We start from the raw sequence: 14,550 nt of genomic DNA on the forward strand, positions 1-14,550 counted from the left end.
TTATAGTATAAACCAAAACATATAAATCAAATGAACTACAAATGTCCAAAATGTGATAATACCACTTACGAAATCGGAGAAATGAGAGCTACAGGAGGAACTTTATCTAAAATCTTTGATGTGCAGAATAAGAAATTCACGTCTGTAACCTGTAAAAACTGTTCTTATACTGAGTTCTTTAAAGCAAAAACCAGTGCTATGAGTAATATTTTTGATTTGTTTACTAATTAAAATATTCAACTTGTGGTTGAGAAGCTGCTAGCTAACTTAAAAAACAGCTAACAGCCTCCAACACTTTGTTTATTGCCTATAGGTTCCATCTGGTAGAACTGTTGGGAATTTATATTGTGGATCCGTAAGTAATCCATATACTTCTGAATCTGTACTTTGTACTAGAGCTAACGTATTTAATCGCCATTCATTATCTATTTCGCTCAATCTATTTTCTTGTGCTCCAAGAATAGAGCTCATTGCCCAGTAAATATATTCACCTCCATGACACTCATAATCACAAGTTTGATCATCATATGTATACCATGCACTTGTAGGATAAGGGTTTGGAATTGTGGTAAACTGCCCACCTCTAGCAATATCCATTGCGTTACTTATTGAGCTTCCTGCTTGTGTACCAAAAACGTTTGGATATAAGCGTTCGTAACCAGCATTAGTGATAATATGCCATACCTCTTCTAAACCAGCATCAAAAGTGCCTGTACGTCCATTAAGTACAAAATTAGGGTGTGTTTCATCATTTCCTAAATCTTGCCCAACACGTCCCGATGGTTGATTGTTTAAAAAATCAGTGCTTTCATTTTTCCACATAAATAAAAAGGCATTGTTTTCTACCATTTTATCAACTATTGCTTGATTGTCTGCAATACCATCTTCATTATTATCTAAATACTGCGCCATAATATTAGCCGCATATAATAACTTTGCATCTTCTACACCAGATGCTGCGTAAATATCTACGCCAAATACAACAACTTTTCTATTGTATTTAGTCATACCAATATCTGTATTAGCTACAATGGTAAAATTAGGATCGTTTCCTGGGTCAATTATTGTTGATATCGTTATACCATTATCATCACTAGAACACGAGATGAAACTTAATAAAGTGATTGAAATCGTAAGTAATTTAAAATTTAATTTTTTCATATTTTTCGTTTTTTATTATATATATAAATTAATAATTTTGGTTGTTGGACTGTCAACGTACTATCAATCAATCAACTTAAATTGTTGACAGCCTACAACACTTTTTTTTAAATCTAATTAATGATATGTGTGGCTCTAACAACTTCGCCCAACCTAAAATATCCTAATATCTCTTCGTTTGGATCTTCTAAATTTTTACAGTTTCCTTTTAATTGAACTGGTGTTGTTTGGAAAGGACTTCCTCCCGAATCAGATTGATTTACTAAAAGATTAATATAATTGTAATAGGGTTCGGAAATTCCATACAGGCTTATCTCTAAGGTATCTCCTACAATAAAATCCTCATCTTCAAATTCAATAAAATTTTGATTCCCATCTGTAAAACTATCTTCAAGAGGTTCTAAATTAGTTTTTGGATTGTTTGACGGAATAAATTCTCCCAAGTAATAATTTGCTTCATTTGCAGGATCATTAAAATAAATGGAAACCTCTATATTTTCTTCACCTTCTTCTTCATTTATGGACTGCTGAATTTCAGAAATATCTACTACAGAAATTAGGGTTTCGGTTGCCGAGTAAGTTTTTCCGTTGAATATAATTTCTAATGAATAGGGATGATTCAATTCAGGAATAAAATTGTTTGTAATATATTCTCCATTTCCTTGATCTTGAAATGTAAATTGAGTCCCATCATTTTCATTAGTTACCAAAACAATTGCTCCATTAGCAGGCATATCTGGATTTGCATCAAAATAAGCTGTTGACGTACTTAATTTAATAATTTGATTTTGACCTGTAGTTCCTTTTTCCCAATTAATTGATGCTTCGACAACTAATCTTGTTCCTCCGTTTGGCACAGCAACATCAATAGTATCAGTACAAGAAGTTAAAAGAAGAATTGCAATTATTAAAAGGTTGATATTTTTATTTATGATATTCATAGTATTAAAATTTAAAGTTATAAGTGATTCCTGGCATAAATCCGAAAATTGAAGTTCGTGTAGCTTCATTTATGCCTGTATCTAAATTCTCACCAAAGGAAATAGATGCTGCATTTTTGCGTCCATATAAGTTATAGATACCAAATACCCATTCGCCTTTCCATTTCCGGTCTTTATTTTTTCTAGGAGTGAGTGTTGCAGATATATCTAATCTGTGGTATGCAGGTAAACGATCTGCATTTCTGTTGGAATATGTAGGAATTGAAAGCCCACTATATTGAAACTGCCCATTTGGATAGGTAACTGGGCGACCTGTTTGAAAAACAAAATTTGTTCCGAAACTCCATTTTTTATTTAATTCGTAGTTCCCAGTAAAGGAAATATCGTGTGTTCTATCGTACGAGGTCTTATACCATTTTCCATTATTAATTCCTAATCCTCCTGCAGCACCTCCTGGTGTTTTTTGTTGTGCTTTAGAGAGTGTATAGGCTATCCATCCTGTAAAATCACCTTTGTTTTTACGAAGCAATAGTTCTAAACCATAAGATCTTGACTTACCGATTAAAATTTCCGTTTCTATATTGTTCTGTGCAATTAAATCTGAACCATCAATATAATCTACCCGATTATCTACTGTTTTATAATAAGCTTCTGCTTCAATAGAGAACATATTGTCACTAAAATTCCTAAAATATCCTACAGCATATTGATTGGCTAATTGTGGTTTTATATATTTTCCGCTAGGTGCCCATACATCTAATGGTGTTGCTGATGTGGTATTAGAAATTAAATGTAAATATTGAGCCATGCGATTATAACTTGCCTTTATTGAAGATTTTTCATTTAACTGATAAGATAGTGCTAATCGAGGCTCGAAATTCCCAAAAGATGCAATTTTCTTGCCGTTATTGTACATGGTTTGGCCAATAGAATTTGCACGTTCGTAAATTCCTAAATCTGCATTGTAAACGACTGGTAAATTATTGCTGTATTCATTTAGAGTTTGCTTCCCTAATCGAGTAAAATTACTATAACGAATACCATATTGCGCTGTAAGTTTATTAGAAATTTTATGTTCTAAACCAGCGTAAATTCCTGTTTCGAATCCAAACTTATCATCTAACTTACGTTTGTTAACTCCAGAACTAGAATTTAACGGGTTTAATTGACCTGGATTAAAATCGTAATAGATACCACTAACACCAAAATTGAATTTATAAGTATCATTTAAATAATAACCAACATCGTATTTTAAATTATAGTTTTTAATATCCGATTTCCAATCTATACCAGCTGAATTGATTTCGAGATTATAATTGTATTTGCTATATATAAGTGATAGATTAGAAAATAATTTATCATTAAAAAGATGATTCCAACGCAGGTTTCCAGTAAGATTACCGTAAGAGTTTTTAAAAGAATTGCTAAAACTAATGTCATCATTTCCATAGTATCCAGATAAATACAGTTTATTATTCTCATTAACCTCGTAATTGGTTTTAAAATTTAAATCGTAAAACTTAACACTACTCTTTTTGGTTTTTTTAGATAACTTCATGAGTAAATGCGCATAAGATGATCTACCAGATATTAAAAAAGAGCCTTTATCCTTAAAAGTTGGTCCTTCTGCGGTTAGCCTACTTGATATTAGTCCAACACCTCCGGTAAGTTTGAATTCTTTGCTATTACCGTCTTTTTGACGAATATCTAAAACAGAAGAAGCTCTTCCTCCAAAACGAGCAGGAATGCCTCCTTTATAAAGTTTAATATCTTTAATAGCATCTGCATTAAAAACTGAAAAGAAACCAAATAAATGTGATGAGTTATATATAACAGCTTCATCCAATAAAATTAAATTTTGATCCTCTGCTCCACCACGTACATTAAATCCAGATGCTCCTTCACCAGAATTAGTAACACCAGGCAGTAATTGTATAGACTTAATTACATCTACTTCTCCAAAAGCAGCTGGAATCTTTTTAATGGATTTAGAAGATAATTTGGCAACACTCATTTGTGGAGTTCTTAAATTAACTTTTTTGGATTCTCCAGCAGTTATAACTACTTCATCTAATTGTCTGGCATCTTCTTCTAATTCAGTATTGAATTTTATATTTTGATTAAGATCTATCTTTTCCTCAATTGTTTTATAGCCCAAATAAGACACAACTAATACATAATTACCTTTAGATACGGTTAAGGAATAAAAACCATATTCGTTAGTAGTTGTACCAATTGACGTACCTTTTATAATGATTGTTGCTCCCAAAAGTGTTTCACCATTGCTTTGATCTTTAAGTGTACCGCTAATCGTGAATTTTTCTTGTGCGTATCCAGTACTAATAAAAATGAAAAATAATAATGATAAAAAAGTGTGTTTCATATACGTTCGTTTTTTTGTGTTTGCAAAAGAACGTAGTAACCTATATTTAAATTCTTAAAGGAATGTTAGAAGGAGTCCGAATGGTCTTTATTCGGACTTTTTAAGAGATAATTCGTACTGTTTTGGGGTTACACCTTCTAAAGTTTTAAAAGCAGTGTAAAATGTTGATTTAGAAGAGAATCCTGCTTCTTGAGCTAAGCCTAAAATTGACATTTGTTTGGCCTTTGGTGATTTTAATAAGTTTTTAAACTCATCTACGCGAAAACGATTAATAAATTGATAAAAATTTGTATCAGAACATTGATTAATCAGCTTAGATAATTCCTTTTCTTTAATTTCTAAACCCATCGCTAAGTTTCTTAAATTTAAGCTTGAGTTTTTAAATAGCTTTTCGGTCCTTATTCTAGATTCAATTTCTTTAAACACCTCGAGCAACTCATTATTTAAAATTATCTCTTTTTGAGCTTCTGTTTCTGAAATAATCAATTCCTCTATTAGACTTTCTTTAGAAGAACTTTCTTTAAATAATTGTGCTTGGAAAAAACCATTATAACCAATCCAATACACAATAAACAACGTCGTTAATATTTCTAAAAACATAAAAACATCTCCTAATGACCCATGTAAATATTCTGCAAATTCACTAAAAAATAGAAAAAAATGCAATATTAAAACCGTTATAATAATACTCTTAATCCATACTAGAGTTTTATATTCTAATTCAGAATAATAGTTCGCGGCATTTTTCTTATGTCGTATTAATATGCGATAAGCAATAATCATTAAGGGTAAATTAATTATAGGAAACAATAGCATAAATATGATATCTAGAATACTATCTTCTTGAATCTGAAAAAGATTAAATAAAATACCAGGTATAAACAATACTAAATACCATGCATTAAATGATTTGTTAATAGTTATGATGATGTATAGAAATAGTGATGGAATAATTAACAATACAGGATCAAAACCAAAAATAAATGGATCGCTTAAAACATTTTCTTCAGTATAATTAATGTATGTGTCTGTTAAAATTAACCAAGCCAAACACCATAAAAAAAGTACTAGGAATATATTAGCAATTTGATTTTTTGATTTTACAGTTAAAAACAAAAGACCAATCATAATTGCAGAAAATCCTGATAAAAGATCTAAAAAAATTAGAAAAAAATCTCCGGAAAGCATTAAAGGTGTTTTAATAAAATTACATTCTTTTTTTAAATAACTTTGCAATAACAAAACTATTGCATGGGAACAATAAAAGTTGAAAATATTAGAGTATTTGCAAATCATGGATGCTTAAAAGAAGAAACAGCTATTGGCAGCGATTACAGAGTAGATTTAGAAGTTAAAGCTGATTTAAAAGCTTCGGCAAAATCCGATGAACTCAATGATACTGTTGACTACGTGTTCTTAAATAAAGTGGCTAGAGAAGAAATGAGTAAACCATCAAAACTTCTTGAAACCGTAGCACAGCGTATATTAACTCGAATATTTAATGAAGATAAAATGGTAACTAAAGCTACCATTTCGGTTAGTAAAATCAATCCACCAATAGGTGGTGACGTGGAAATGGTAACCATAAAAATGACCGAAAAGCGAAAAAAGTAGCGCAATATGGTGTAAAACCTTTATTTTTTTTACATTTGCGCTCTCAATAAGGTGTCGTGGCCGAGTGGCTAGGCAGTGGTCTGCAACACCATCTACAGCGGTTCGAATCCGCTCGACACCTCAAAAAACCTTCAACATATGTTGAAGGTTTTTTTATTTATAAATTTTAAGAAAGTTTAAATTAAGACTTATGCGGTTCGAATACTTTGTAAATAGTACCTCAAAAAATCTTCAACTTATATTGAGGTAATTTTTATAAATTTTCAGGTTTACATAGTTCTAATCAACTAAAACTACAGATTTAACCACTGAATCGTGAATTGCTTGTCCTTTTTCACTTCCAGTGATTGTAAGTAGTGATAACCAACCCAAACAAGCTTTAAAAAGAAACCTTATCAATGCTAGCGGGAAGTTTATTTTTTTATTAAAATCATTCTCACGTCTCACTTTTATATCACAATAAAAGTGACCTAGTGTATAACCAAATACAGATATCATTAAGGGTTCATATAGGATAAAATATAGAATGAAAAGCCACATTCTTAAAGATGGAGAAATATTTTCAAATGAATTAAGTAATTCTGATGTGCAATACATCACAGTAAATAGAATAATACTATCTATAACAGCAGCTTTAATTCTATTTTGTAATCTTGCGTAATCTAAATTCATAACTACGATTAATCATTATCCTTAATTGGATTAACCTTCTCTATTTGTTCTTTACTCTTTTCATAGAGCTCAGGAAACAAGCCTTGTGTAAGCAACAATACTCCAAATCCTAAAATAACCAATGAAACAATTTTTTTTGTTTTAAAAATACGTCTTGGTGTAAGTTTATTTTTAAGGCGTTTTGCTGCCGCAATCTTAAAGAGGTCAGTTACGAAATAAGAAATAAGCATTGTGCTTATAAAAATAAATACTCCATTTTTTGAAGTGGTTATTGAAGTGCCAATAACTATAAACCCTAACCAACCTAAAAGTACACCAATATTGATAAAATTGAGCAGAAAGCCTTTGATAAATAGCTTTCCATAATCTTTTTTAGGCAACTCAATTCTGTGATGTTCTCTTACAATAGACCGGAAAGATTTTGAGGTTTTTATAAAACTTATAAGACCATAAACAATGAGTAAAACACCACCAAAAACTAATAATTTAGGATCGTCTTTTATTTTATCTAAAAGGGTGTCTGTACTTTTAAAAATCAATAAAATAAATACAATGTCTGCTAAGATAACTCCAAGGTCAAAAATAATAGCACTAGTAAAACCCTTGGTTACACTGGTTTCGAGTAAAACAAAAAACACAGGACCAATGGTAAAGGCTAAAATAATACCAAAAGGAATGGCTGTTAAGATATCATCAAACATGTAAATCTTACGGTTTACACAAAAGTAACAAAACTATTAAGAATTTACATACGTTTTATTCTGCCACCAAGTACACGACTCTCTTCTACCTTTTTAGGATTACCATAGATAAATACATCACCTCCTGCTTTTATTCTAACATCAACATACTCTGTTGCATTTACATAAGCTTCTCCAGCAGCATTAATACTAACTTCTGTTTGTTCAGTGACAAAGTCCTTACCATTGATGACTCCGCCTGTATATATTGAAATATCTTGATTTTTAGAACTTCCAATTACAGTTATAACTCCACCTGTAACTGCTCTAAAATTAGCATAACTCGTTTTTAAATTAGCTGTAATCTCACCACCTTCTTGTGTTTTTAAATCTATTTCAAATTGTTCAATAGCTCCATTAACCACAACTTTAGCTCCTTCATTTGCATCGATGACATCTACAGAAGTATAATACAATATCACAACAGTATCATTACCATCGTATATCTCTTCGATATTCATTCTTATTTTAAGCTTTCCGTTTTTATTAACGACTTCAACATCATTTTTGTTTTTACCAGAGACTACAACTTTGTCTTCAGTTGATTTAATCATTTTAAGATTGATTAAATCATAGACTTTAACGGTTGTGAATTCTCCTACTGTTTTTTCTATAGTCTCTTGTCCGTTTATTATAAAACCAATTACTAAGGCTATAATTAGAGTGAGTTTTTTCATGCTTATTATTTTATTTAATATCTTTTTAGATTACACAGCAACTTTAACCGCTGTACCTGTTACAGAAACTATAGGATAGTTACTTGCAGTAAATTCAACTTCTACTTTTATACCAACGACGGCATTTGCATTTAATTGTGATGCATTTACTTGTAAACGCTGAAAAGCTGTTTCTTTAACTTTATCTATACTTTCTTGAATTTTTTTATAATATTTAGACATACTAAAACCCATTGATAAGGTTTCTTCATTCATAGCAACACCAGTTACTATACCTAAATAATCAATTATTTTATGGCCTTCTATTGAATTTGTTGTGGTTAATATCATTGAGTGATTGTTTGTTTGTTTATAAGTACTTAAAAACAGTAAATTGTTACATAGTAAAATACAAGATGTTGAAATAAATTAACTTCGTTGAATTTGTGAATTTAGTATGACAAATCATATTTTTAATTTACTCAACTTCTGGTTTACCAACCATATAGAAATCTAAGTGCTTTTTTAATAAATCTGTGTTTTTCACTTTTACAATAACCTCATCTCCAAGTTGATATACCATACCTAATTTATTACCAACCATTGCATATTGATCTTGATCGAATTGATAGTGGTCATCTTTCATATCTCTTACACTGACCATACCTTCACATTTATTGGACACAATTTCTACATAAATTCCCCAATCTGTAACTCCAGAAATAACTCCTAGAAACTCTTCTTCTTGGTGGTCTTGCATAAAACGAATCTGCATGTATTTTATTGAATCTCGCTCAGCTTTTGTTGCTAAGTATTCCATATTACTAGAATGCTTACATTTTTCATCATAAATAGCTTCATTTGCAGATTTCTCTCCATCTAAATACTGTTGTAATAGACGATGTGCCATCACATCTGGATAACGACGAATTGGAGACGTAAAATGACTGTAGTAATCAAACGCTAATCCGTAATGCCCAATATTATGCGTAGTATATTCTGCTTTAGACATGGTACGAATAGTCAATGTATCTACTAAGTTTTGTTCTTTTTTACCAACAACATCCTTTAATAAATTATTTAATGAAGACGCAATACTTCCTTTGTCTTTAAAATTTAATTTATGTCCAAAACGAGCAACAACAGTCTGTAGTTGTGCTAATTTTTCTTGCTTTGGTTCGTCATGTACACGATACACAAAAGTCTTTTTTGGATTTTGTTTTCCAACAAACTCTGAAACCTTTCTATTGGCTAATAGCATAAATTCTTCAATCAGCTTATTAGCATCTTTACTTGTTTTAAAGAACACTCCAACCGGATTGGCTTCCTCATCTAAATTAAATTTTACTTCAACCTTATCAAAAGAAATCGCTCCTTCTCGCATACGCTGTGAACGCATTTTTTTAGCTAACTTATCTAAAACTAAAACAGCTTCAGCAACATCTGTTGTTGTATTATATTCATTACCTGTTAAAGCAACTTCTTTTGGTATTTTAAGATCTATGAGATCTCTCGACTTCGCTCGAGATGAAAGAGTATACTTAGGATTGTTCTCTATAATAGCCTGAGCTTCTTCGTAAGCAAAACGTGCATCAGAATAAGTTACTGTTCTACCAAACCACTCGTTTTTAATTTCGCATTTTTCGTTCATTTGAAACACAGCTGAGAATGTGTATTTCTCTTCGTGTGGACGTAATGAACAAGCTCCATTAGATAAACGCTCTGGTAACATTGGTACTACACGATCCACTAAATAAATAGAGGTTGCGCGTTCGTAAGCTTCATCATCTAAAACAGTTCCTGGTTGTACGTAATGAGATACATCTGCAATATGGATTCCTATTTCATATAAACCATTATCTAGAACCGTGAACGATAAGGCATCGTCAAAATCTTTCGCGTCCTTAGGATCTATAGTAAAGGTTAAATCTTTACGCATATCGCGTCGTTTTGCGATTTCTTCTGGTTTAATTGAAATATCTAAATTATTAGCATACGTTTCTACATTGTGAGGAAACTCTAGTGGCAAACCATACTCAGCTAAAATAGAATGAATTTCTGTGCTGTGTTCTCCTGGTTTGCCTAATACTTGAAGTACTTTTCCGTTAGGTGAATCTGATTTTTCTGGCCAATCTTCTAAAGAAACTAAAACCTTATCTCCATCTTCTGCTTTATTAATTTTATTAATAGGTACAAAAATGTCTTTATACATTTTAGGACTATCTGGTACTACAAATGCGAAGTTCTTTTTCTCGTGAATTTGAATAGTACCAACATATTCCGTTTTAGCTCGTGTAATAATATTGGTGATTTCTCCTTCTAATTTTCCACGATGTCTTCTTTTGTAAGCGTGAAATTCTACTTCATCTCCATTTAAAGCTTTATTTATATTATTTGAAGCAATGAAAATATCATCTTCAAAATCGTCTGAAATGATATATCCATTTCCTTTTGACGCTAAATCTAAAATACCTGTATGATATTCTGTATTTACAATGGCTTTATATTTACCACGATCTACCTGTTCTATTTCTTGTTTAGCGGCTAATTTTGCTAAAGTTTTTATAATCTGATTTCTACTACTAGCGTCGTTAACACCTAGTTTAGAAGCAATTTGTTTATAATTTAGGGCTTGGTTTCTTTCTTTTTTTAAAATACCTAGAATGGTATTTGTAAGGTTGGAAATCTTGTTTTTTGATGATTTCCTTTTTTTCTTTTTTGTCATTTAATTTGTAATCATATTCTTTTCCTAAAAGTGTTAGGAATTCTAAATTTTAACTCAATATAGGTGGAAGTGAAGATATTAAGTTTAATGCAAAGCTACACTATTAAAATTTAATAGTGTTTAGCTAAGGTTAAATTATTGTAAAAGAGGTGTGAATTTCACACCTCTTTTTTAGTTTTTTAAATTTTTTATAATCTACTCTATAATCAACTTTTTAGAGGCTTTTCCTTTAGTAGTTTCTATTTCTACAGTATAAACACCTGCTGCTAATTTTGAAGAATTTATAGTCCTCTTTTTAGAAGTTAAAACTAATTGACCTAAGTTGTTGTAGATATACACGCTTTTTAGTTTTGTAGTAGTATTTAATTGAATAGTGAATTGATTTTTTGTTGGGTTTGGGTATAATTTAAATTGTGATAATGCAAACTCATTTAAAGATAATAAAGCACTTAAATCGTAAACACGTACCTGGCCAGAATTAATACCATTACCATCATTACTAATTGCACTAATAGCAACACTACTACTATCTGAAGATAAACTTACACTATATCCTAATGCATCTCCTGCAACTTCACCATCTATATCCTGCCCTATTTGTGTCCAGATGCCGCTTTGGTTTTCATAAACACGTACGTGACCAGAGCTTAAACCATTACCATCATTTGCTTCAGCACCAATCGCAACAATACTTCCATCTGACGATAAACTTATACTATTTCCTGAATTATCTCCTGCGGATTCACCATCAATATCTTGTCCTATTTGTACCCAAGTACCACTTTGGTTTTCATAAATGCGTACATGACCTGAACCAAATCCATTACCATCATTATCATTTGCACCAATAGCAACAATACTTCCATCTGACGATAAACTTATGCTACGTCCTGAAAAATCCCCTGTTGCTTCACCATCTATATCTTGTCCAACTTGTACCCATGTACCACTTTGGTTTTCATAAACTCTTACATGACCTGAATTACCTCCATTACCATCATTAAGAATTGAACCAATAGCAATACTACTACCATTTGATGATAAGCTTACACTAAATCCTGATTCATCTCCTGTTCCTTCACCATCAATGTCCTGGCCTATTTGTACCCATGTGCCGCTTTGATTTTCATAAATGCGTACATGACCTGGCCTTTGCCAACTTTGCGCATAACCCACATTTTCAGTAGCACCAATAGCAACAATACTTCCATCTGATGATAAACTTACACTTTGTCCTGATTCATCTCCTGTCGCTTCACCATCAATATCCTGTCCTACTTGTACCCAAGTACCGCTTTGGTTTTCATAAATGCGTACATGACCTGAATTACTTAAAGTACCTCCATTGCCATTATGAATAGGACAACTAATAGCAACAATACTACCGTTTGATGATAAGCTTATCTTAAATCCTGAATTATCTCCCGATACATCTCCATCAATGTCTTGTCCTATTTGTGACCAAGTACCGCTTTGGTTTTCATAAATGCGTACATGTCCAGTAGAACCTAGATTTCCATTAGCATCATAGCCTTTAGCATTAGAAGCACCAATAGCGACAATACTTCCATCTGAAGATAAACTTATACTACGTCCTGAAAAATCTCCTGCGGATTCACCATCAATATCCTGCCCAATTTGTACTTGTGAAAAACTTAATGAGGATATTAATAATACTAGTAAACGTAATTTATGTTTCATAATAAGTGATTTAAACTTATTACAAAATATCGCTTTTTTATAAGAGTTTTATCAAATAAAGTGTAATCGGTAAATAATAGCTTATAGATAGTCGTTTATTAGTAAAATATTGGTTTGAAATATTGAGTATAATGCGTTTAATATAAAAGTTTATCTATTTTTTAAATTTCAAACTTATCAACATATATATACATATAATCATTTTTCTTTTAAAATTTAAAAAATAAAACGATGGTTATTATAGTCTGTTAATAGTTACTATAACTTTTTAGAGTTTTGTTTTGATAAGTGACTTATCATATTTATTTAATACGTAGTTAACATTAAATTTATATATAACTCCTTCATTTTAAAGGTTATTTTAAAAACTATGAACAACTGTTAATAAACGATGTTAATAGAATTTACTCATATATTTTTACTAAAAAACTGTTCATTTCTATACTAATGATACTTAATAACTCTCTCTAAAAAAACAGCTAACTAATTAGGTTTGTATCATCTTAATTTTGATTATGAAAATTAATGGATAAACCTAATTTTAGTTTTAGAGACTTATGAACAGTTATTAACAAGTACTCATCATTTTTAGTTGTACTTATGAACAGCAATTATAAATGCTCACAAAAAACTTATTTTCAAACTTAAAACTTATGAATAAGTAAGCTGTTATAAGTTATGCTTACTTATAAGCAATTATTAACTTTGAGGTCTAATAACATAAGACTACTTATTATGAAAATTTCCATTGGAAACGACCATGCAGGACCAGATTATAAAGCTGCTATTGTAAAACATTTAGAAACCAAAGGACATACTATTACTAATTATGGTACAGATACATTAGATAGTGTAGATTATCCAGATTTTGTACATCCTGTTGCTAAAGATGTTAATGATGGTAAGGTAGATTTTGGAATCTTAGTTTGTGGTAGTGCTAATGGTGTAGCGATGACAGCTAATAAATATCAAAAAGTGAGAGCTGGAGTGTGTTGGACAAGTGAGATTACTGAATTAACACGTTTACATAATAATGCTAATATTATTTGTATTCCAGCACGTTTTACATCAATTCCACAAGCCATAAAAATGGTAGATACTTTTTTAGATACTAAGTTTGAAGGTGGTCGTCATCAAAATCGTGTAGATAAAATTCCTTTATCATGTTAAATGAGTCACTCGCACTCACATAATCATTCATATTCTCACGATCTTAATGGTCGTAATTTACTTATTTCAATAGTTTTAAATATTGCGATTACAGTTGCTCAAGTTATTGGTGGTTTAATTTCTGGTAGTTTAGCTTTATTGAGTGATGCGCTTCATAATTTTAGCGATGTCGTTTCTTTAGTAATAAGTTATATAGCAAATAAGCTTGTAAAAAGAAAAGCGTCTTTAAAACGTACGTTTGGTTATAAACGTGCCGAAATTTTAGCTGCTTTTATTAATGCTTCAACTTTAATTATTGTTGCTATTCTTCTCATTTTTGAAGCTGTTGAGCGTTTTCAAAACCCACAAGAAATAGAATCTAACTTAGTAATTTGGTTATCTCTTATCGCTATTTTAGGAAACGGATTTAGTGTGTTGTTACTAAAGCAAAATGCTGATGATAACATGAATATGAAGAGTGCTTACCTTCACCTATTAACAGATATGATGGCAAGTGTAGCGGTTTTAGTTGGAGGTTTATTAATGAAGTTTTATGAGATCTGGTGGATTGATAGTGTGTTAACCTTTGCAATTGCTATTTATTTAATTGTAATGGGTTGGGACTTATTAAAGGATTCTTTTAAAGTGTTGATGTTGTTTACACCAGAGGAAATTCATATCAAGGATATTGTTAAAGACATAGAAAAATTAGAGTTTATAGAGAATATGCATCATGTACATATATGGCAACTTAATGAAGCAGAGATTCATTTAGAAGCACATGTAAATTTTAAAAACGATATTACAT

The 14,550-nt window shown here is 31.0% G+C and carries 14 protein-coding genes and 1 tRNA gene; 5 read left to right on the forward strand and 10 right to left on the reverse strand.

The window, feature by feature from the left end; translation table 11 throughout:
- The first annotated feature begins 30 nt into the window (after positions 1–30).
- Positions 31–231, forward strand: coding sequence for a zinc ribbon domain-containing protein (locus tag QZZ53_RS06375; RefSeq protein ID WP_296382711.1), 201 nt, complete (start codon positions 31–33; stop codon positions 229–231).
- Positions 232–300: 69 nt separating this feature from the next.
- Here QZZ53_RS06375 and QZZ53_RS06380 read toward each other — a convergent pair whose 3' ends face one another.
- From QZZ53_RS06380 to QZZ53_RS06395, 4 genes are all read right to left on the reverse strand, one after another.
- Entirely contained in the window at positions 301–1,161 is an 861-nt protein-coding gene (locus QZZ53_RS06380; protein ID WP_296382713.1) for a hypothetical protein, read from the reverse strand.
- A gap of 113 nt (positions 1,162–1,274) precedes the next feature.
- The gene (locus QZZ53_RS06385) at positions 1,275–2,102 is read right to left on the reverse strand and encodes a DUF4249 domain-containing protein (RefSeq protein ID WP_296382715.1); all 828 of its coding nucleotides are present in this window, start codon (positions 2,100–2,102) and stop codon (positions 1,275–1,277) included.
- A gap of 4 nt (positions 2,103–2,106) precedes the next feature.
- A complete protein-coding gene (locus QZZ53_RS06390; protein WP_296382716.1) occupies positions 2,107–4,485 on the reverse strand; it encodes a TonB-dependent receptor in 2,379 nt (792 codons plus the stop codon).
- Positions 4,486–4,572: 87 nt separating this feature from the next.
- The gene (locus QZZ53_RS06395; RefSeq protein ID WP_296382718.1) at positions 4,573–5,673 is read right to left on the reverse strand and encodes a helix-turn-helix domain-containing protein; all 1,101 of its coding nucleotides are present in this window, start codon (positions 5,671–5,673) and stop codon (positions 4,573–4,575) included.
- A 63-nt stretch (positions 5,674–5,736) separates the two neighbouring features.
- Between QZZ53_RS06395 and folB the strand changes: the two genes are divergently transcribed.
- Positions 5,737–6,099, forward strand: coding sequence for a dihydroneopterin aldolase (folB, locus tag QZZ53_RS06400; protein ID WP_296382721.1), 363 nt, complete (start codon positions 5,737–5,739; stop codon positions 6,097–6,099).
- Positions 6,100–6,149: 50 nt separating this feature from the next.
- Positions 6,150–6,220 (forward strand) — tRNA-Cys (locus QZZ53_RS06405).
- Between the two features lie 158 nt (positions 6,221–6,378).
- Here QZZ53_RS06405 and QZZ53_RS06410 read toward each other — a convergent pair.
- The 6 genes from QZZ53_RS06410 to QZZ53_RS06435 all read right to left on the reverse strand — a co-directional run bounded on the left by QZZ53_RS06410 (position 6,379) and on the right by QZZ53_RS06435 (position 12,593).
- Entirely contained in the window at positions 6,379–6,771 is a 393-nt protein-coding gene (locus QZZ53_RS06410; protein WP_296382723.1) for an RDD family protein, read from the reverse strand.
- Positions 6,772–6,779: 8 nt separating this feature from the next.
- A complete protein-coding gene (locus QZZ53_RS06415) occupies positions 6,780–7,472 on the reverse strand; it encodes a LysE family transporter (RefSeq protein ID WP_296382726.1) in 693 nt (230 codons plus the stop codon).
- Positions 7,473–7,516: 44 nt separating this feature from the next.
- Positions 7,517–8,188, reverse strand: a complete 672-nt coding sequence (locus tag QZZ53_RS06420) for a head GIN domain-containing protein (protein WP_296382727.1) — start codon at positions 8,186–8,188, stop codon at positions 7,517–7,519.
- A gap of 30 nt (positions 8,189–8,218) precedes the next feature.
- Positions 8,219–8,518 carry a heavy metal-binding domain-containing protein gene (locus tag QZZ53_RS06425; protein WP_296382729.1) on the reverse strand — a complete coding sequence of 100 codons (300 nt, stop codon included), beginning with the start codon at positions 8,516–8,518 and terminating at the stop codon, positions 8,219–8,221.
- A gap of 127 nt (positions 8,519–8,645) precedes the next feature.
- Positions 8,646–10,892, reverse strand: coding sequence for an RNB domain-containing ribonuclease (locus tag QZZ53_RS06430; RefSeq protein WP_296382732.1), 2,247 nt, complete (start codon positions 10,890–10,892; stop codon positions 8,646–8,648).
- Between the two features lie 195 nt (positions 10,893–11,087).
- Positions 11,088–12,593 (reverse strand): T9SS type A sorting domain-containing protein, encoded by a 1,506-nt coding sequence (locus QZZ53_RS06435; protein ID WP_296382733.1) that lies wholly within the window; start codon positions 12,591–12,593, stop codon positions 11,088–11,090.
- Between the two features lie 735 nt (positions 12,594–13,328).
- On the opposite strand from QZZ53_RS06435, the gene rpiB reads away from it, so the two are divergent.
- Together rpiB and QZZ53_RS06445 are read left to right on the forward strand one after the other, a co-directional pair.
- A complete protein-coding gene (gene rpiB, locus QZZ53_RS06440) occupies positions 13,329–13,763 on the forward strand; it encodes a ribose 5-phosphate isomerase B (protein ID WP_296382735.1) in 435 nt (144 codons plus the stop codon).
- On the forward strand, positions 13,764–14,550 hold a 787-nt coding region (locus QZZ53_RS06445; protein ID WP_296382737.1), incomplete at its 3' end, for a cation diffusion facilitator family transporter.

This window comes from Winogradskyella sp., from assembly GCF_016744625.1.
Lineage (GTDB): Bacteria > Bacteroidota > Bacteroidia > Flavobacteriales > Flavobacteriaceae > Winogradskyella.

Excerpts from the sequence above, each read along its gene's own strand:
- rpiB (WP_296382735.1), top strand. The coding sequence starts at position 13,329 with ATGAAAATTTCCATTGGAAACGACCATGCAGGACCAGATTATAAAGCT.
- QZZ53_RS06415 (WP_296382726.1), bottom strand. The coding sequence starts at position 7,472 with ATGTTTGATGATATCTTAACAGCCATTCCTTTTGGTATTATTTTAGCC.
- QZZ53_RS06435 (WP_296382733.1), bottom strand. The coding sequence starts at position 12,593 with ATGAAACATAAATTACGTTTACTAGTATTATTAATATCCTCATTAAGT.
- QZZ53_RS06385 (WP_296382715.1), bottom strand. The coding sequence starts at position 2,102 with ATGAATATCATAAATAAAAATATCAACCTTTTAATAATTGCAATTCTT.
- QZZ53_RS06390 (WP_296382716.1), bottom strand. The coding sequence starts at position 4,485 with ATGAAACACACTTTTTTATCATTATTATTTTTCATTTTTATTAGTACT.
- QZZ53_RS06395 (WP_296382718.1), bottom strand. The coding sequence starts at position 5,673 with ATGCTTTCCGGAGATTTTTTTCTAATTTTTTTAGATCTTTTATCAGGA.
- QZZ53_RS06420 (WP_296382727.1), bottom strand. The coding sequence starts at position 8,188 with ATGAAAAAACTCACTCTAATTATAGCCTTAGTAATTGGTTTTATAATA.
- QZZ53_RS06380 (WP_296382713.1), bottom strand. The coding sequence starts at position 1,161 with ATGAAAAAATTAAATTTTAAATTACTTACGATTTCAATCACTTTATTA.
- QZZ53_RS06425 (WP_296382729.1), bottom strand. The coding sequence starts at position 8,518 with ATGATATTAACCACAACAAATTCAATAGAAGGCCATAAAATAATTGAT.
- QZZ53_RS06430 (WP_296382732.1), bottom strand. The coding sequence starts at position 10,892 with ATGACAAAAAAGAAAAAAAGGAAATCATCAAAAAACAAGATTTCCAAC.
- QZZ53_RS06410 (WP_296382723.1), bottom strand. The coding sequence starts at position 6,771 with ATGAATTTAGATTACGCAAGATTACAAAATAGAATTAAAGCTGCTGTT.
- folB (WP_296382721.1), top strand. The coding sequence starts at position 5,737 with ATGGGAACAATAAAAGTTGAAAATATTAGAGTATTTGCAAATCATGGA.
- QZZ53_RS06375 (WP_296382711.1), top strand. The coding sequence starts at position 31 with ATGAACTACAAATGTCCAAAATGTGATAATACCACTTACGAAATCGGA.